We start from the raw sequence: 17,940 nt of genomic DNA on the forward strand, positions 1-17,940 counted from the left end.
ACACCATGCAAGGGATCCAGGGACGGCGCCTGGATCCCTCGCTGCGCTCGGGATGACAGCGGGGGCGGCGCGGCGGAGAGGGCGAAGGCGGCGACGCCGGGATGCGCGGGTCAACTCGCGATCACGGGACGCCCGGGATGCCGCCGCGCGGCGGTGGACGATAGCCGCGGCGTATCGCCGACCATGCTAGGCTCGCGGCCGTTCAACCCTGGAGGAGCGGGCGCATGGCGCGGCTTGAGGATCTACCGGTGGCGATGGCGCAGCGGCTGCGCGATCTCGACTGTCCGGCGTACGACGCGGCGCCGTTCACGGCCGGACCGCCGCTGGCGCGCCGCCGCGTCGCCATCGTCAGCTCGGCGGCGCTGCACCGCCGCGGCGAGGCGCCGATGGCGCCGGGCAGGAGCGAGTTCCGCGCGCTGCCGTCGTCGCTGGCCGCCGGCGACATCGTCAGCACCCACGTCTCGGTCAACTACGACCGCACCGGCTTCATCCGCGACGCCGACACGGCCTTTCCCGTCGAGCGGCTGCGCGAGCTGGCGGGCGAAGGCGCGATCGGCTCGGTGGCCGACACGCACTACGCCGTGATGGGCTCGAACGACCCCGCCGGCTGGGGGCCGATGGCCGACGAGATCGCCGCCGCGCTGCGCGCCGATTCGGTCGACGCGGTCTTGTTCAGTCCGGTCTGACCGTTCTGCACGCGCGCCGTGAGCGCGCTCGCCCATCTGATCGAGAGCCGCGGGATTGCGACCGTCGTGGTCGGCCTGGTCCGCGTCCACATGGAGAAGGTCCGGCCGCCGCGCGGCCTGTGGGTGCCGTTCGAGCTCGGCCGGCCGTTCGGCGAGCCGGGGGACGCCGCGTTCCAGCGCCGCGTCGCGCTGGCGGCGCTGCGGCTGCTGGAGCGGACCGACGGGCCGGTGATCCTCGAGGACTATCCGGAGGAGGCGCCGGGACGGGTGCCCGCCGCGGATTGGACGCCGGCCATCGCGCTGCCGCCCGCGGGCGGCGCGCCCGCCGACGCCGCGGGTTGGGCCGCCGCCCTGCGCGCCGAGATCGCGCGGGTGCGGCCGGCGTGGGAGGCCGCGAAGGCCGCCCGCGGACGCACGACGGTCGGCGTGTCGGGCGTCGATCCCGCGGCGTGGCCGGCGCTGCTGGCCTCGTTCGCCGCCGGAACGCCGGCGGTGGAGAGCCCGATGCCGGGCCTGCGCCCCGTGCAGGCGGCGCGCTACGTCGTCGACGATTTGAAGGCGATGTACCTCGAGGCGGCGATGGCGCCGGGCGACCGGCCGTCGAGCACGCAGGTCCACGACTGGTTCTGGAACGCGACGCTGGCGGCGGCCGCGATCCAGGCGATCCGGCGGAGCTGCCTCGCGAGCGACGACAAGACGCTCAACCTCGTCGGCGGTGGGCAGTTCGTGCCCGGCGCGCGGGTACCGCCGGCGTAGGGCGGATGCCGCGGAGGCGCGCCCGCCTGTCCATCCCGTCATTCCGAGCGCGGCGAGGAATCTTCGCGCCGCGTAAGGATCCCTCGCTGCGCTCGGGATGACGGACGCGCCCGGGATGACGGATGCGCCCGGGATGACGGATGCGCCCGGGATGACGGAGGGCGTTCGGGGCGGCGGCCGCGCTCGGGACGACCCGGCGATCGGACGCGCCTGCCGCGTCGAAACGCACCGCCGACGTGGGATGCTCGAACGTGTCGGCGGCGGGCGGTTCGTGCCGGGCGCGCGGGTGCCCGCCGGCGTAGGGCGGATGCCGCGGAGGCGCGCCCGCCTTTCCATCCCGTCATTCCGGGCGCAGCGAGGAATCCTTCCGCCGCGGAAAGATCCCTCGCTGCGCTCGGGATGACAGGAGGCGTTCGGGGCGGCGGCCGCGCTCGGGATGACAGGATGCGGTCGCAGTGACGGGACGCGCCCGGGATGACCGATCCGCCCGAAGAGGGCGAGCGCGCGCGCCCGCCGCATGGAGCCCGCGCCGACGTGGAAAGGGCCCGGCTTGCGGCCGGGCCCTTTCGTCGTGAAGCGTCGTGGTATCAGATCGCGGTGAAGGCGAAATCCGCGACCGTGATGTTGGCGAGGGTCTCGCCGACGAGGTGGATGAACTGCGTGCCGCCGATGGTGACCAGCACGCCGCCAGCCTCGGCCGCGAGCGTCACGTTGGCGGCGAACGTGCCGGCCGTGATGCCGTAGGCGCCGATGTTGATGCGCTCGTTCGTGCCATCCTCGAAGTCGGTGATGGTGTCGTTGCCCGAGCCGGGGCCGAAGCGGAAGATGTCGCCCGTGCCCGATCCGCCGGTCAGCGTGTCGTTGCCGTCGCCGCCGTTGAGCGTGTCGTTGAGCAGACCGCCGAGCAGCGTGTCGTTGCCGGTGTAGCCGTTGATGAAGTCGATGCCGTCGCCGCCATCGACCGAGTCGTTGCCGCCGAGCGCGTCGATGCGGTCGGCGCCGGCGCCGCCGTAGATCACGTCGCCGCCGTTGCCGCCGAACACCGTCTCGGCACCGTCGGCCAAGGTAAGCGTCAAGCCCGTGTCGGAGTAGATGTACCAGAACTCGGCGTCGTTGTCGGTGTAGCTGTAGTTGTTGACAGACACGTAGACGGTGTCGGTGCCGCCGCCGCCGCCGGCCTCGTCCACGACGTCGCCGACATTGTCGACATAGTGCAGGTCGTCGCCGCTGCCGCCGGTCATCGTGTCGGCGCCGGTGCCGCCGTTGAGGGTGTCGTTGTTGTTGCCGCCGTCCAGCGAGTCGTTTCCGGCGCCGCCGACGATGAGGTCGTTGCCCGTCCCGCCGAACAGGGTGTCGTTGCCGTCGGCGCCGAACAGCGAGTTGTTGTCCGCGCCGCCGGTCATCACGAAGGTCGTGTAGCCCGAGGCGTAGACGTAGCCGACCTCGACGTTGGCATCGAGCGTGTCGCCGGTGATCGAGACGTAGGCGGTGTCGATGCCGCCGGTCGCCGTCGTCGTGTTCTCGGTGACGACGTCGGTCAGCGAGCTGATGAAGAACAGGTCGTTGCCGGCGCCGCCGATCATGGTGTCGTTGCCGGCGCCGCCGTTGAGCGTGTCGTTGCCGGCGTCGCCGGTCAGCGTGTCGTTGCCGGCGTCACCGAAGATGGTGTCCAGACCCGTGCCGGCGCCGCCGAACAGCACGTCGTTGCCGCCGGTGCCGTACATCAGGTTGTCGGTGGTGCCGTTGCCGGTCAGCGTGATCGCCGAGCCGGAATTGGCGATGATGACCTCGACGTTGGACGCCATGGTGGTGCCGCTGACCGACACCCACACCGTGTCGGTGCCCTCGCCGCCGCTCTCGATCACCACGTCCCCGAGCTGGTCGTAGCGGTAGCGGTCGTTGCCGGCGCCGCCGGCCATGCTGTCGACGCCGGCGCCGCCGTCGATCGTGTCGTCGCCGCCCTGGCCGTTCAGCGTGTCGTTGCTGGCGCCGCCGAAGATGGTGTCGTTGCCGTCGCCGGCGTTGAACGTGTCGGCGCCGATGCCGCCCAGATAGGTGTTGGCGGTGGTGCCGACGGCGGTGACCAGCAGGGCCGAATCGGTGTTGGAGACGATGTACTCGACCTCGGCGCCGACCGTGCCGCCGCTGGCCGAGACGTAGACCGTGTCGGTGCCCTCGCCGCCGACCTCGATCAGCGCGTCGCCGACGTCGTCGAGACGGTAGAAATCGTTGCCCGCGCCGCCGGCCATGCTGTCGCTGCCGGCGCCGCCGAAGATCGTGTCGTTGCCGCCGGCGCCGTTGAGCGTGTCGGCGCCGCCATAGCCCAGCAGCGTGTCGTTGCCGCTGCCGCCGGTCAGGACGTCGCCGCCCTCGCCGCCGAGCATGGTCACGTTGACCGTGGCGACCGAGGTGATGGCGATGCCCGCGTCGTTGTTGGCGGCGATGACCTCGACGTGGTTGCTCACGGTGTAGCCGGAGACGCCGACCCAGACCGTGTCGGTGCCGTTGCCCGTGAGTTCGACGATCGTGTCGGCCAGCGAGTCGACGCTGTAAAAATCGTCGCCCTGCCAGCCGTACATCCAGTCGTTACCGGTGCCGCCGAACATCAGGTCGTTACCGATGCCGCCCAGCAGAGAGTCGTCGCCGCCGTCGCCGCGCAGCGTGTCGTTGCCGCCGGCGGAGCCCACCTCGGTGCCGCCGAAGATCGTGTCGTCGTCCGGAGTCCCGGGAAGGAAGTCGTCGAGCGTGTCCGAACCCGTGATAACAGCCATCTGAAGAACCCCCCGGCTCAATCGATAACGCGCCGCCAGCCGGCTGTCCGGCGAAACGACGCCCACAAAAACATCCCCGTCGGCCGCGCGATCGCCCGACCGTATAGAGGGGTATGTTTTTCTGATTTGTGAGCGGACATTAACTTGTGTCGCGGTCGGTTGACAAGCAATTCACGTTATCCGTTCGCGTGAAAAATAGGGTGATCTGCAAGTTTATTGAGAATCAATCCGTTGCGGTGGTTATTGATCTAATCGCTTAAAAAAGGAGACATCCTGGAACGCTCGGATGGGCGGATGGAGTGGTCTTAGGATTAGGATTGTTAATGGATCGTAAGCATCTGAGAATCGGTGGTTTTGACCCGAATTGTATTCCCCGGAGACGCTACGCCGGGCCGGGCGCGCGCGCGATCCGTGCCGACAGCGAAACGGCGGCCTGTGGGCCGCCGTCGTCGTCCATGTCGCGGAGGGCGGCTCGACCGCGTCCGCTCAAACGTCGGGCTGTTCGGCCTCGGACGGGTCGACCGCCGGCGTCGGCGGCGGCGGCGGCGGCGCGCCGCCGGCGGCCTTCTGCTTGGCCGAGGCCTCGCGCGCGGCCTTGCGGCGGGCCTTGTCGAGCGCCTCGTTCAGATCCTTCGAGGCGCACAGGCCCAGGGTCACGGGATCCTGCGGCTTGAGGTTCGAGGCGTTCCAGTGGGTGCGCGTGCGGATCGACTGGATCGTGCTCTTGGTCGAGCCGACCAGCTTGGCGATCTGCGAGTCCTGGAGCTCGGGATGGGTGCGCACCAGCCAGGCGATGGCGTCGGGGCGGTCCTGGCGCTTGGCGACCGGCGTGTAGCGGGGCCCGCGGGCGCGGGTCAGCGGCACCGGCCGGTCGTGCTTGGCCATCTGGATGCGCACGTCCGGATCGGCGATCGCCTTGGCCAGCTCCTCCTTGGTGATCTGGCCGCTGGCGAGCGGATCGAGCCCGACCATGCCGGTCGCGACCTCGCCGTCGGCGATCGCCTGGACCTCGAGGATGTGCAGGCCGCAGAACTCGGCGATCTGCTGGAAGGTGAGCGCCGTGTTCTCGACCAGCCAGACGGCGGTGGCCTTCGGCATCAGCGGCGCGGCCATGGGAGGACTCCTGCGGTTCCGACCCGGAAGCCGCCCGCACCCGCTTGGTGGCCCCCGTCCGAGATGTTCTGAACGAAGCAGCGTATATAGGCGCCGGGGCACCACAGGTCAAAGATTTACGCGGCCACGGGCGCGATTTGAGATGTCGCCGTCATCGTCGCGATCCCATGGGCCCTCCCCCTCAGGCGCCTGGTAAGGCGCCGATGTGGGGGAGGGTCGGGGTGGGGGTGCCGCAGGTCGCGATGATCGCTGGAATGGCGTCGCTGAAGCGAATCTACGAGCGGAATGCGTGCGGTAGCACCCCCCACCCCGGCCCTCCCCCGCAAGGGGGGAGGGAGCGTGAGGTAACGACGCCGACAGCGACCGCTCAGACTTCCCTCTCAACCGCCAAACCTTGATCGCCCCAGATATGGTGCCAACCGGGGCTTCCGTCGCTACCCGTCGTGGATCATCGCGTCGGCGATCTTCTCGGCGATCATCACCGTGGTCAGATGGGTGTTCGCCCGGCAGTCGGCGGGCATGACGGAGGCGTCGACCACCCGCAATCCGGCGGTGCCGCGCACGCGGCAGGCGGTGTCGACCACGCCGTCGGGCCCGCCGTCCGGCGCCATGCGGCAGGTGCCGGCGGCGTGCTGCGCGTCGGCCGCCTCCGCCAGCATCAGCCCGTCCAGGTCGGCGTCGTCCATGGCGGCGGCGCGCGCCAGCGGGGTGCGCGTCAGGCCCATGAGGATATCCTCGGCGATCCCGGCGACGGCGGGGTGGGCCACCATCGCGAACTGGCGGCGCAGGCCGTCGCGCATGCGCGCGACGTCGCGCGGATCGGACAGCATGTTCTCTTCGATCAGCGGGTCGATCCGGGGATCGGCCGCGCCGAGGACGACCTCGCCGCGCGAGAACGCCTCGAAGATCGACACCGACAAGCCGCCGGGCTGGACCCGCGCGGGATCGTCGTCGGCGAAGCCGCGGTGGTTCATCGCCAGGAAGATCATGTCGTTGAAGCCGCCGCCGCCGATGCCCGAGCTGTGGGTGACGCAGACGTTGGTATGGCGCGCGTCGATGTCGCGCTGCCGGTGCGGCGGCTTGAGCCGGAGCTCGGCCCGCACGACGGGATGGTCCATGAAGTGGCGGCCGACCGCCGGCAGGTCGTTCACGACGGCGATCCCCAGCCGGCGCAGGACCGCGGGATCGCCGATGCCGGAGCGCATCAGCACGCAGGGCGAATGCACGGCGCCGGCGCTGACCACGATCTCGCGGCCGCGGTACGTCCGGCGGACACCGCCGTGCAGCACCTCGACGCCGGTGGCGCGCGTTCCCTCGAACACGACGCGGTCGATCAGCGCGTCGCCGACGATGGCGAGGTTGTTGCGGCCGCGCGCCGGCTCGAGATAGGCGTCGTTGGTCGACACGCGGCGGCGCGCGCGGCAGGTGATGGGATAGTGCGCCACGCCGGTGGACCCGGGCGCGTTGAGGTCGTCGCTCCACGGATAGCCCAGCGCCAGCGCCGCCTCGGCGACGGCGCGGTCGACCGGGCCCCATTCCGAGCGCGGCGCGCGCCACACCGGCAGCGGCCCGTCGGCGCCGTGGTGCGGGGACCCGCTGAAATTCTCGTCGCTCTCCAGCCGGCGGAAATACGGCAGCACGTCGGCGGCGCCCCAGCCGGCGCAGCCCAGCGCGCGCCAGCGGTCGAACGCCTCCATGACGCCGCGGATGGCGATCTGGGCGTAGACCGAGGACGAGCCGCCCATGCCGCGGCCGCGCCAGTAGAGCCTCGGCTCCTGGACGCGGGTGCGCCGCGCCATCAGGCCGGGCCACTGGTACTGCGCCTGCAGACGCGGCGGCAGGATGACGCGCAGCGGGTTGACGCTGGCCATCTCCGGCGGCGTCTCCGCCGCGCGGAAGTCGCGGCCGGCCTCGAGCAGCAGCACGCGCCGGCGGCCGTCGGCGCTCAGCCGCGCCGCCAGGGTCGCGCCGGCCGATCCGGCGCCGACCACGACGACGTCGAAGATGTCGTCGCTTCCGATCACGACGCGGCTCCGTGGATCGCGCGCCAGACGCGCTCCGGCGTGGCGGGGGTCTCGATATGCGCCACGCCGTAGGGGCGCAGCGCGTCGACGATGGCGTTGGCGACGGCGGCCGGCGCGCCGTTGGTCGGCAGCTCGCCGACGCCCTTGATGCCCAGCGCGTTGTTGGTCGAGGGCGTCGCCAGCAGGCGCACCGGCAGGTCGGGCAGGTCGTCGGCCCGCGGCATGCCGTAGTCCATCCACGTGCCGGCCAGCAGCTGGCCGCTGTCGGGATCGTAGCGCGCGTCCTCGAACAGCGCCTGGCCGACGCCCGGCGCGATGCCGCCGTGGATCTGGCCGTCGACCAGCATCGGGTTGACGGCGACGCCGACGTCGGCGGCGGTCGCGAAGCGGTCGACGCGCACCGCGCCGGTATCGGGATCGACCTCGACCTCGCACACCATCACGCCGGTCGGCCAGCTCTCGATCCTGTCGGCGAAGCCCGCCGCGCCGTCGAGCGTCCGGCCGGTGGCCTCGGCGCGGGCCGCGACCTCGAACAGCCCGATGCGGCGGTCGGTGCCGACCACCTCGAACGAACCGTCGCGGTAGACGATGTCCTGCGGCGAGGCCTCGAGGAACTCCGACGCGAGATCGCGGCCTTTGACGACCGCCTTGTCGGCCGCGAGCTTGAGCGTCGTGCCGCTGATGATCATCGACGACGAGCCGCCGGTGCCGCCGCCATGGGCGTTGCGCGCGGTGTCGCCTTGCAGCACGCGCACCCTGGCGTAGTCGACGCCCAGCGCCGCGCCGACGACCTGCGCGTAGACGGTCTCGTGGCCCTGGCCCTGCGACTGCGTGCCGGCCTGCGCCTCGACCGTGCCGTCGCCGCGCACGATGACCACGCCGGCCTCGTCGGCGACGCCGCCGCTGCCGTGCAGATGGCAGGCGAGGCCGAGCCCGCGGCGCAATCCGCGGGCCTCGCTGGCGGCGCGGCGCGCGGCGAAGCCCGCGTGGCCGGCCAGCGACAGCGCGGCGTCGAGCAGCGCGCCGTAGTCGCCGCTCTCGTAGGTGTAGCCCAGCGGCGTGGCGTGCGGGAACGTCGCCACGAGGTTGCGGCGGCGGATCTCGACGGCGTCCAGCCCGCAGGCGCGCGCGGCCTCGTCGACCAGACGTTCCACCAGCGCCAGCGTCTCCGGCTTGCCGGCGCCGCGGAAGGCGTCGACCGGCACGGTGTTGGTGAAGGCGCAGCGCATGCGCGTGTGGATCGCCGGGATGGCGTAGAGGCTCGACAGCACCTTGGCCATGCCGGTGGTCGGGATGGTCGGCGCGAACATCGAGACGTAGGCGCCGAAATTCGCCACCGACTCCGCGCGCAGCGCCAGGAACCGGCCTTCGGCGTCGAGCGCCAGCGACATCTCGCACACGAGGTCGCGCGAATGGTTGTCGATCAGGAAGCTCTCGCCGCGCTCGCAGGTCCAGCGCAGCGCGCGCCCCAGCTTGCGCGCCGCCCACGGCACCAGCGCGGTCTCGGGATAGAGCACGAACTTGGGGCCGAAGCCGCCGCCGACGTCGGGCGTCACCAACCGCAGCTTGTCGCGCGGCAGCTTCAGAACGCGCTCGCACAGCAGACGGTGGGGGATGTGCGCGCCCTGAGACGCGAAGATCATGGTCGTGACGCCTGACGCGGCGTCGTGCGTGGCGACGATGGCGCGCGGCTCGACGTAGTTGGCGAGGATGCGGTTGAAGCGCTGCGACAGGGTCACGACCTTGGCGGCGCGCGCGAAGGCGGCGTCGACGGCGGCGCTATCGCCGCGCGCCCAGTCGCACATCAGGTTGCCGGGCGCCTCGGCGTGCAGCAGGGGGGCGCCCGGCGCCAGCGCGGCGTCGCCGGCCACCACCGCCGGCAGCGTCTCGTAGTCGACCTCGACCAGCTCGGCGGCGTCGCGCGCCGCGTCGATGGAGTCGGCCACCACCATCGCCACGATCTCGCCGACGTGGCGGACGATCTCCCGCGGCATCGGCAGGCGCTCGGGCTCGCGGTGCCGGTATCCGGCCGCGTCCTTGATCTCGCTGATCGCCGGCAGATGGCCGACGCCGTCGGCGATGGCGTCGGCCGCCGTGAACACCGCGACCACGCCCGGCGCGCCGCGCGCCGCCACCGCGTCGATCCGCGCGATGCGCGCGTGCGCGTGCGGCGCGCGCAGGAAGTGGACGTGGCACGCGCCGCGCGGCGCCAGATCGTCGGTGTAGCGGCCGGCACCGGTCAGGAAGCGGCGATCCTCCAGCCGCGGGACCGACGCGCCGATGCCGCCCGGCGGCGCCGCGGTCATGCCGCCAGCACGCGCCGGAACGCCGCCAGCGCGGTGTCGATGTCGTCGCGGCTGACATCGAGATGGGTGACCACGCGCACGGTCGTGGCGGAGAAGGCGCCGATGCCGACGTTCTCCGCCTTCATCGCCTGCATCAGCCTCGGCGCCGTCCAGCCGGGCTTGCGCAGCTCGAAGAACACGAGGTTGGTCGGCAGCGCGTCGGGGTCGATCTCGATGCCCGGAATCTCGGCGAGGCCGCGCGCCAGGCGGTTGGCGTTGTCGTGGTCCTCCGACAGCCGGTCCCAGTGGTTCTCCAGCGCGTAGAGGCCGGCGGCGGCGACGATGCCGGACTGCCGCATCGAGCCGCCGAGCTGCTGCTTCACGCGCCACGCCTCGTGGATGAAGTCCTTCGACCCCGCGAGGATGGCGCCGACCGGCGCGCCGAGGCCCTTGGTGAAGTCGATCCACAGCGTGTCGCAGGGCGCGGCGTAGGCCGCCGCCTTGACGCCGCTCTTGGCGCAGGCGTTGGGCAGGCGGGCGCCGTCCATGTGCAGCTTCAGCCCGTGCTTGCGCGCCACCGCGCCGACCGCCTCGATCCCGTCCAGCGGCCATAGCGCGCCGCCGCCGAGATTGGCGGTCTGCTCGATCTCGATCAGCCGGGTGCGCGGCATGTAGCGGTTGTTGGGATCCTTGACCGCCGCCTCGGCCATGGCCGCGGTGAAGACGCCCTGCGGTCCCTCCAGCGGATGGAACATCACGCCGGCATTGGCGCCGGGGCCGCCGCCCTCCGACCGGATGATGTGGGCGGAGCGGTCGCAGATGATCTCCTCGCCCGGCCGGCAGTGCACGCGGATCGCGATCTGGTTGCACATCGTGCCGGACGGCAGGAAGACGGCGTCCTCCTTGCCCAGCAGGTCGCAGACCCTCTCGCGCAGCCGGTTGACCGTGGGGTCCTCGAATTTCTGCTCGTCGCCGACCTCGGCCTCGTACATGGCCTTGCGCATGCCCGGCGTCGGCTTGGTCTTGGTGTCGCTGTAGAGGTCGATGAACTGGTTCTGCATGGTGGCCCGCGTCGGGAGGGAAGGTCGTCGCGGCCATTGAACGCGGTTCGCGGCCGGCGAACAATAGGCCAGCGCCACGTCCAACCGGAGCCCAGCCATGACGCCGCCCGACGCCTCCACCGCCACGCCCGCGACGACGGTCGAGGAGGTGCTCTACGCCGTCGACGGCCACGTCGCGACGGTCACGCTCAACGCGCCCGCGCGCATGAACACGATCTCGCGGCCGATGCTGGAGGCGCTGTCCGCCGCGCTGGTGCGCGCCGGCGCCGACCGCGAGGTGTGGTGCGTGGTGCTGACCGGCGCCGGCGACCGCGCCTTCTGCGCCGGGCTGGACCTGCAGGCGCAGAAGGCCGGCACCGACAGCATCGGCATGGGCAAGGATTTCATGCGCACCACGATCGACCTGCGCGAGACGCCGCCGACCGTGCTGCACCAGCTCGAGAAGCCGGTGGTCTGCGCGCTGAACGGCTCGGCCGCCGGCTACGGGCTGGACATCGCGCTGGGCGCCGACATCCGCATCATGTCGGACAAGGCCAAGCTGGCGGCCAGCTACGCCAAGCGCGGCGTGCTGCCGGAGAGCGGCGGCACCTGGTACCTGCCGCGCCTGCTGGGCTGGTCGAAGGCGGCCGAGCTGATCTTCACCGGCCGCACGCTGAGCGCCGAGGAGAGCCTCGCGCTGGGCCTGGTGTCGCGCGTGGTGCCGGCGGGAGAGGTCGCCGCGGTCGCCCGCGCCATGGCCGACGAGATCTGCGCCAACGCGCCGCTGGCGGTGCAGGCGGCCAAGCGGATGATGCGCATGGCCTGGAACGAGCCCTTCAACGAGCACGTCCACCACGTGTTCCTGCAGCTGCTGCCGCTGTTCGGGACCAAGGACACGAAGGAGGGGATCGCCGCCTTCGTCGAGCGCCGCGCGCCGGTGTTCACCGGCAAGTGACGCGCCTCACCGCGGCGGCGGCGGCGGCGAACGGCGCGACAGGATGATCGCGATGGCGGCGAGCTCGCAGGCGACGCACGCCGCCAGCGCAGCGTCGTAGCCGCCGGCGAAATCCTTGAGCAGCCCCAGCGCCCCCGGCCCCAGCGCGTAGGTGAACTGGTTGACGGCGGCGACCAGCGCCATCAGCGCGCCGAACGAGGCGGCGTCGAACTCGCGCTGCACGATCAGCGACGGCAGGGTGATGAGGTTGCCGACCGACAGGCCGAACACGGCGCTGGCGGTGAACAGGATCGCGGGATCCGTCGTGCGCGTCATGACGAACAGCGCCGCCGCCTGGCTGGCCAGCGAGATCGCGGTCACGCGCCGCTGGTCGAGGCGGTCGATGAAGAAGCCCAGTCCGACGCGGCCGACCACGGCGCAGACCGACGCCACGCCGACCGCGACGCCGGCGGCGTAGCGGCCGATCATCGGCTCGAGGAACGCGATCTGGTGCATCAGGAATCCGACCTGGGCGAACAGCGCCAGCGCGAAGGGCGCCGCCACGGTCCAGAAATGCCCGCTGCGCAGCGCCCGCGGCCGGGTCCACGCCGGGGCCGGCGCGGCGCCGGCGGGAAGCGGACGCGCGGCCGGGACACCCGGCACACCCGGCGGCGGCCGATCGATCCACAGCCACGCCGCGGGAATGACGACGGCCAGCGTGACCAGCGCCGCCACGGTCATGGCGGTCGCGAAACCGGTGGCGCCGATCAGCGCCACCAGCGCCGGCGCGAACAGGATGCCGGCGGCGCTGGCGCCGTTGAGCGCGAAGCTGATCGCCATGCCGCGGCGGGTCGCGAACCACAGGCCGAGGATGTTGTTGATGGCGCCGATGCTGGTGCCGGCCCAGCCGAACGCCATCAGCAGGAAGGCGGCGTAGACCTGCCACGGGCTGGTCACCAGCGCCAGCGCCGCGCCGCTGGCGGCGAGGACCGTCACGCCGGCGATGGTGACGGCGCGCGGTCCGAACCGGGCGATGGCGTCGGCCACCCAGATCACCGCCACCGCGCCGGCGAGGTAGTAGACCGTGGTCGCGGTCGAGACCACCGAGGCGGGCCATCCGTGGAGGCGCTGGAACTCGGCGAGATAGACGGAGTGGCCGTAGAAGCCGAAGCCCCACGCCGCGACCGCCATCAGGAAGCAGGCGAACACGACCTTCCAGCCGCGGTAGCGGCGGGAGGATTCGTCGGTCGTCGGCGCGGCGGCGTCGCCCGTCATCCGCGGACCATAGCGCGGCGCGCGCCGGAACGGTTCGGCGGATGCCGAAGTGTCGGCATGCGCGTGGTCGCGCCGCCTGGCGGATTCACATGTCCCGCTCCCGCGCTGCTCCAGGTTTGTGCCGGTTACCCGGAGCGGCGGACACGGACCCGCGGACGGACGCCCCCTCACCTAGCCTCTCCCCCGGTGGGGGAGAGGAATAAGAAGCATGAGAAATGGGAGAAACGAAAGCCGCGCGTACGCGCTCATGTTCCTCTCCCCCACCGGGGGAGAGGCTAGGTGAGGGGGAGGGGCGTCTCGACGCCGTATGCGAAAGCCCAGCCCGCTACGCGGCGGAGATGGAACAGGCCGCGCCACGCGTCAGATGATCTCGAAGTAGCGCTCGAGCTCCCAGTCGCTGATGTGCTTGCGGAACTCGCGCTCCTCCCACTCGCGGCTGGCGGCGTAGTGCTCGACGAAGGCGTCGCCGAACAGCGTGCGCGCCGGCTTCGACTTCTTCAGGCGCCCGGCCGCCTCCATCAGCGTGCGCGGCAGGTCGAGCCGCGTGGGATGCTTGCGGTCGTAGGCGTTGCCCTCGATCGGGTCGCCGGGATCGAGCTGGTTCTCGACGCCCCACAATCCCGCGCCCACCGCCGCCGCGAGCGCGAGGTAGGGGTTCGCGTCGGCGGCGGCGACACGGTACTCGACCCGCGTCGACTTCGGCGAGCCGGGGATGACGCGCAGCGCCGTGGTGCGGTTCTCGATCCCCCAGGTGGCCGAGGTCGGCGCCCAGAAGCCCGGGATCAGGCGGCGGTAGGAGTTCACCGTCGGCGAGATCATGGCGAGGATCTCCGGCATCAGCGCGAGCTGGCCGGCCACGAAGTGGCGCAGCGTCGGGCTCAGTCCGCGCGGGCCGTCGGGATCGTGGAACGCCGGCGCGCCGTCGTCGCGCTGCAGCGAGATGTGGATGTGGCCGCCGCAGCCCGGCCAGTCCTTGGACCATTTCGCCATGAAGGTGGCGATCCAGTCGCGCCGCTGGGCCGCGACCTTGATGAAGGTCTTGAACAGGGCCGCCTTGTCGGCCGCCGACAGCGCGTCGGACACCCGCAGCGCCGCCTCGAGCACGCCGGCGCCGGTCTCGGTGTGCAGGCCCTCGATGCCGAAATCCATGCGCTCGCCGAGATCGAGCATCTCGCGGTACCACTCCGAGAACACGGAGTTGCGCAGCACGGAGTAGCCGAAGAAGCCCGGCGAGATCGGCTTGAGGTTCCGGTAGCCCTTCTCGCGGATGGAGTGCGCGGTCTCGGCGAACACGAAGAACTCGTACTCGAAGCCGCAGCGCACGCTGAAGCCCATCCGCCGGGCGCGCTCCAGCACGCGGCGCAGGGTGCCGCGCGGGCACAGCGCCTCGGCCTTGTCCGCGAACTCGCACAGGAAGAACAGCCCGCCCGGCTCGCTCGGCAGGTCGCGGCAGCTCTCGGGGATGATGCGCACCATCGCGTCGGGATAGGCGGTGTGCCAGCCGGTATAGGTGACGTTGTCGTAGAGCTGGTCGTTGCTGTCCCAGCCGAGCACGACGTCGCAGAAGCCGAAGCCGCCGTCGAGCGCGGAGTCGAACTTGTCGACGTGCAGGTACTTGCCGCGCAGGATGCCGTCGACGTCGTGGACGCCGACCTTCACGTGCGTCAGGCCGCGCTCGCGAACGATGCGCCGCGCGTCCTCAGCCGTCTTGACCTCGCGCGGATCCATGTCGCCTCCCGCGTTGCGTGATGATCGCCGGCCGCGATCATAGGAAGCGCCCCGGGTGTTTGTCACGGCGCGCGATTCGCGGGTGGTAGAAGAGCGTTCATTCCCTTCTCCCCCGTCATCGGGGGGAGAAGGTGGCGCGCAGCGCCGGATGAGGGGCGCGGTGCCACGTTCACGCGTGGTCTTCGAATGGCGTGGCTACGAAAAGTGACGACGTGAGGACGACGAAGGCGAAGACCCCTCATCCGCCCGTCGGGCACCTTCTCCCCCGCAAGACGGGGGAGAAGGAAAGAGAACGGGGCGGCGTCACGTCGCGGCGAACACCTCGTGCTCGCGGCCGATCCAGATGGGCGAGCGCGCGAGGTCGATGAAGGTCCTCTCGTCGGCCAGCAGGATCTTGCCGGCGGCGCGCGCGGCGGGGTCGCGCATCGAGCGCTCGAACGCCGCCTCGTCGGTCCACCACAGCTCGGCGATGCCGTCGAACGGCTCCGGCGCGCCGCGGCCGCCGCGCAAGCCGGCGTCGAACGGCGAGTCGACGGCGTGGTTCTGGACGTAGCGCGCGATGCCGAGCGCGGCGGCGTGCGCGCGCACCAGCGGGCCGTGGCTGTCGCGCCAGTAGCGCTGGAAGGCGGCGCGGTCGAGATGCGGCAGGCGGCGCAGGCAGAAATTCAGCTTGATCGCGGGCATGGCGGGTTCCTCCGCGCGCGACGATGCCACCGCGCGGGCCGGCCGCAAAGCCGCGCGGCGGCGGACCGGTCCCCGCCGCGCGACGGAATTTGCGCCTTGCCGCGCGCGTCCGCGGCCGGCACACCGGCGGCGATGGACGATCTGCCGATCGAGGAGGCGCTGCCGGCGCTGCGCGCGGCGTTGGCGTCGCGCGACGCCGCCGTGCTGCTGGCGCCGCCCGGCGCCGGCAAGACCACGCGCGTGCCGCTGGCGCTGCTCGACGCGCCGTGGCTGGCGGGCCGCAAGATCGTGATGCAGGAGCCACGCCGCATCGCGGCCCGCGCCGCCGCCCACCGCATGGCGCGCACGCTGGGCGAGGCGGTGGGCGAGACCGTCGGCTACCGCGTCCGTCTGGACAGCCGCGTGGGCCCGCGCACGCGCGTCGAGGTCGTCACCGACGGGTTGTTCCTGCGCCGCCTGCAGAGCGATCCTTCGCTCGACGGCATCGGTCTCGTGATCTTCGACGAGCTGCACGAGCGCGGTCTCGAGACCGACCTGTCGCTGGCGCTGGTGCGCGAGGCGCAGCTCGCGCTGCGGCCGGATCTGCGCGTGCTGGCGATGTCCGCGACGCTCGACGGCGCCGCCGTGGCGCGGCTGCTGGGCGACGCGCCGGTCATCGAGAGCGCCGGCCGCATGTTCCCGGTCGAGACGCGCCATCTCGATCGCGATCCGGACGGTCGGATCGAGGACTACGCCGCGGCGGCGGTGCGGCGGGCGCTGGCGGAGGAGGCCGGCAGCGCGCTGGTGTTCCTGCCCGGCGTCGGCGAGATCCGCCGCGTCGAGGAGCGGTTGCGCGGCGGCCTGGCCGGCGACATCGATCTGGTGCCGCTGTACGGCGATCTGTCGGCGGCGGAGCAGGACCGCGCCATCCGGCCGTCGCCAGCGGGACGCCGCAAGGTGGTTCTGGCTACCTCGATCGCCGAGACCAGTTTGACGATCGATGGCGTGCGCGTGGTGGTCGATTCAGGTTGGCGCCGGGTGCCGAAATTCGCGCCGCGCACCGGCATGTCGCGGCTGGAGACCGTCAGGGTGACGCAGGCCTCGGCCGACCAGCGCCGCGGCCGCGCCGGACGGCTTGAGCCGGGCGTCTGCTACCGGCTGTGGAGCGAGGCGACGCAGCGCGGCCTGCCGGCGTTCGGCGCGCCGGAGATCCTCGAGGCCGATCTCGCGCCGCTGGCGCTGGAGCTGGCGGCGTGGGGCGCGCGCGACGCGATGACGCTGCCGTGGCTGACGCCGCCGCCGGCCGCGGCGCTGGCGACGGCGCGCGCGCTGCTGGCCGATCTCGGCGCGCTCGACGCGGCGGGCGCGATCACCGCCGAAGGCCGCGAGATGGCGACGCTGGGCACGCATCCGCGTCTGGCGCACATGCTGCTGCGCGGCCGCGCCGAGGGCCGCGGCGCGCTGGCCTGCCTGCTGGCGGCGTTGATCGGCGAGCGCGATCCGCTGCGCTTCCCGCCGGGACGGCGCGATCCCGACCTGCGCCACCGCGTCGATCTGCTGCTGAACGCCGACCGTCCCCCGCGCGACGTGGCGGTCGACCGCGGCGCGCTGGCGGCGATCCGGCAGACCGCGCGCGAACTGCGTCGCCGGCTGGGCGTGCGCGACGACGCCGCGATCGATTCGCGCGATTCCGGCCGGCTGGTGGCGATGGCCTATCCCGACCGGGTGGCGCGGCGGCGCACCGGCGCCGGCCCGGGACGCTACGCGCTCAGCGGCGGCCGCGGGGCGGCGCTGCCCGAGGGCGATCCGCTGGGCGCCGAGGACTGGCTGGCGGTCGCCGATCTCGACGGCGGCGCGCAGGACGCGCGCGTGTTCCTCGCCGCGCCGTTGACGTTGGCGGAGATCGAGGAGCTGTTCCCCGACCGGCTGGAGGAGCGCGAGGTGCTGCGCTGGGATCCGCGCGAGCAGACCGTCGCGGCGCGCGCGCAACGCCGGCTCGGCGCGCTTGTCCTGTCGGACCGGCAGCTGGCGTCGCCCGATCCGGAGGCGTTGCGACGCGCGATGATCGACGGCGTGCGCGCGATGGGGCTGGACTGTCTGCCGTGGACCGACGCGCTGCGTGGTCTACGCCAGCGCGTGGCGTTCCTGCGCCGCCACCTCGGCGATGCGTGGCCGGATCTGTCCGATGCCGCGCTGCTGGCGTCGCTCGACGACTGGCTCGGGCCGTACCTCGCGGGCGTCACGCGGCGCGCGCATCTCGCCGGAGTCGATCTCGCCTCGGCGCTGTCGGCGTCGCTTGATTCCGAGATGCGCCGGTCGCTCGACCGGCTGGCGCCGACCCATGTCGCCGTGCCCAGCGGCTCGCGCGTCGCCATCGACTACACCGATCCGGAATTACCGGTGCTGGCGGTGCGCCTGCAGGAGATGTTCGGACTGGCCGAGACGCCACGGCTGGCCGGTGGCAAGGTGCCGCTGCTGATCCACCTGCTCTCGCCGGCGCGCCGTCCGGTGCAGGTGACGCGCGATCTCGCCAGTTTCTGGGCCGACGGCTACCGCGCCGTGAAATCGGAGCTCAAGGGCCGCTATCCCCGTCACTACTGGCCCGACGATCCGCTGGTCGCCGAGCCGACCGCGCGCGTCCGCCGCCGTCCGCCGTCTTAGCCGG

The 17,940-nt window shown here is 72.2% G+C and carries 12 protein-coding genes; 4 read left to right on the top strand and 8 right to left on the bottom strand.

Going from position 1 to position 17,940, the window contains the following annotated elements:
* The first annotated feature begins 386 nt into the window (after positions 1-386).
* Together IPK81_19440 and IPK81_19445 are read left to right on the top strand one after the other, a co-directional pair.
* Complete coding sequence (locus tag IPK81_19440; GenBank protein ID QQS15178.1) at positions 387-686, top strand: hypothetical protein; 300 nt, start codon at positions 387-389, stop codon at positions 684-686.
* An 18-nt stretch (positions 687-704) separates the two neighbouring features.
* Complete coding sequence (locus tag IPK81_19445) at positions 705-1,442, top strand: hypothetical protein (GenBank protein ID QQS11714.1); 738 nt, start codon at positions 705-707, stop codon at positions 1,440-1,442.
* A 587-nt stretch (positions 1,443-2,029) separates the two neighbouring features.
* Here IPK81_19445 and IPK81_19450 read toward each other — a convergent pair.
* The 5 genes from IPK81_19450 to IPK81_19470 form a co-directional block, all read right to left on the bottom strand.
* Entirely contained in the window at positions 2,030-4,213 is a 2,184-nt protein-coding gene (locus IPK81_19450; GenBank protein QQS11715.1) for a hypothetical protein, read from the bottom strand.
* 486 nt (positions 4,214-4,699) lie between these two features.
* A complete protein-coding gene (locus IPK81_19455) occupies positions 4,700-5,326 on the bottom strand; it encodes a DUF1013 domain-containing protein (protein ID QQS11716.1) in 627 nt (208 codons plus the stop codon).
* Between the two features lie 434 nt (positions 5,327-5,760).
* Complete coding sequence (locus IPK81_19460; protein QQS15179.1) at positions 5,761-7,332, bottom strand: GMC family oxidoreductase N-terminal domain-containing protein; 1,572 nt, start codon at positions 7,330-7,332, stop codon at positions 5,761-5,763.
* 14 nt (positions 7,333-7,346) lie between these two features.
* Complete coding sequence (locus IPK81_19465) at positions 7,347-9,656, bottom strand: xanthine dehydrogenase family protein molybdopterin-binding subunit (protein ID QQS11717.1); 2,310 nt, start codon at positions 9,654-9,656, stop codon at positions 7,347-7,349.
* Positions 9,653-10,696 (bottom strand): threonine aldolase family protein, encoded by a 1,044-nt coding sequence (locus IPK81_19470; GenBank protein QQS11718.1) that lies wholly within the window; start codon positions 10,694-10,696, stop codon positions 9,653-9,655. Before IPK81_19470 ends, IPK81_19465 begins: the two co-directional genes overlap by 4 nt.
* A gap of 97 nt (positions 10,697-10,793) precedes the next feature.
* Here IPK81_19470 and IPK81_19475 point away from each other — a divergent pair, with 97 nt between their 5' ends.
* Positions 10,794-11,630 carry an enoyl-CoA hydratase/isomerase family protein gene (locus IPK81_19475; protein ID QQS11719.1) on the top strand — a complete coding sequence of 279 codons (837 nt, stop codon included), beginning with the start codon at positions 10,794-10,796 and terminating at the stop codon, positions 11,628-11,630.
* Between the two features lie 6 nt (positions 11,631-11,636).
* Here the strand turns inward: IPK81_19475 and IPK81_19480 are convergent, their stop codons facing one another.
* From IPK81_19480 to IPK81_19490, 3 genes are all read right to left on the bottom strand, one after another.
* A complete protein-coding gene (locus IPK81_19480) occupies positions 11,637-12,884 on the bottom strand; it encodes an MFS transporter (GenBank protein ID QQS11720.1) in 1,248 nt (415 codons plus the stop codon).
* 360 nt (positions 12,885-13,244) lie between these two features.
* Entirely contained in the window at positions 13,245-14,612 is a 1,368-nt protein-coding gene (locus IPK81_19485) for a glutamine synthetase (GenBank protein QQS11721.1), read from the bottom strand.
* 303 nt (positions 14,613-14,915) lie between these two features.
* On the bottom strand, positions 14,916-15,296 hold the full coding sequence (locus IPK81_19490) for an EthD domain-containing protein (GenBank protein QQS11722.1): 381 nt from the start codon (positions 15,294-15,296) through the stop codon (positions 14,916-14,918).
* A 132-nt stretch (positions 15,297-15,428) separates the two neighbouring features.
* On the opposite strand from IPK81_19490, the gene hrpB reads away from it, so the two are divergent.
* A complete protein-coding gene (gene hrpB, locus IPK81_19495) occupies positions 15,429-17,936 on the top strand; it encodes an ATP-dependent helicase HrpB (GenBank protein QQS15180.1) in 2,508 nt (835 codons plus the stop codon).
* The last annotated feature ends 4 nt before the right edge of the window (positions 17,937-17,940 follow it).

The organism is Rhodospirillales bacterium, assembly GCA_016699855.1.
Taxonomy (GTDB): Bacteria; Pseudomonadota; Alphaproteobacteria; order Reyranellales; family Reyranellaceae.

Bases quoted from the DNA above. Each gene is read 5' to 3' on its own strand.
- hrpB (QQS15180.1), top strand. From the start codon at position 15,429: ATGGACGATCTGCCGATCGAGGAGGCGCTGCCGGCGCTGCGCGCGGCG.
- IPK81_19450 (QQS11715.1), bottom strand. From the start codon at position 4,213: ATGGCTGTTATCACGGGTTCGGACACGCTCGACGACTTCCTTCCCGGG.
- IPK81_19480 (QQS11720.1), bottom strand. From the start codon at position 12,884: ATGACGGGCGACGCCGCCGCGCCGACGACCGACGAATCCTCCCGCCGC.
- IPK81_19455 (QQS11716.1), bottom strand. From the start codon at position 5,326: ATGGCCGCGCCGCTGATGCCGAAGGCCACCGCCGTCTGGCTGGTCGAG.
- IPK81_19465 (QQS11717.1), bottom strand. From the start codon at position 9,656: ATGACCGCGGCGCCGCCGGGCGGCATCGGCGCGTCGGTCCCGCGGCTG.
- IPK81_19475 (QQS11719.1), top strand. From the start codon at position 10,794: ATGACGCCGCCCGACGCCTCCACCGCCACGCCCGCGACGACGGTCGAG.
- IPK81_19470 (QQS11718.1), bottom strand. From the start codon at position 10,696: ATGCAGAACCAGTTCATCGACCTCTACAGCGACACCAAGACCAAGCCG.
- IPK81_19485 (QQS11721.1), bottom strand. From the start codon at position 14,612: ATGGATCCGCGCGAGGTCAAGACGGCTGAGGACGCGCGGCGCATCGTT.
- IPK81_19490 (QQS11722.1), bottom strand. From the start codon at position 15,296: ATGCCCGCGATCAAGCTGAATTTCTGCCTGCGCCGCCTGCCGCATCTC.
- IPK81_19440 (QQS15178.1), top strand. From the start codon at position 387: ATGGCGCCGGGCAGGAGCGAGTTCCGCGCGCTGCCGTCGTCGCTGGCC.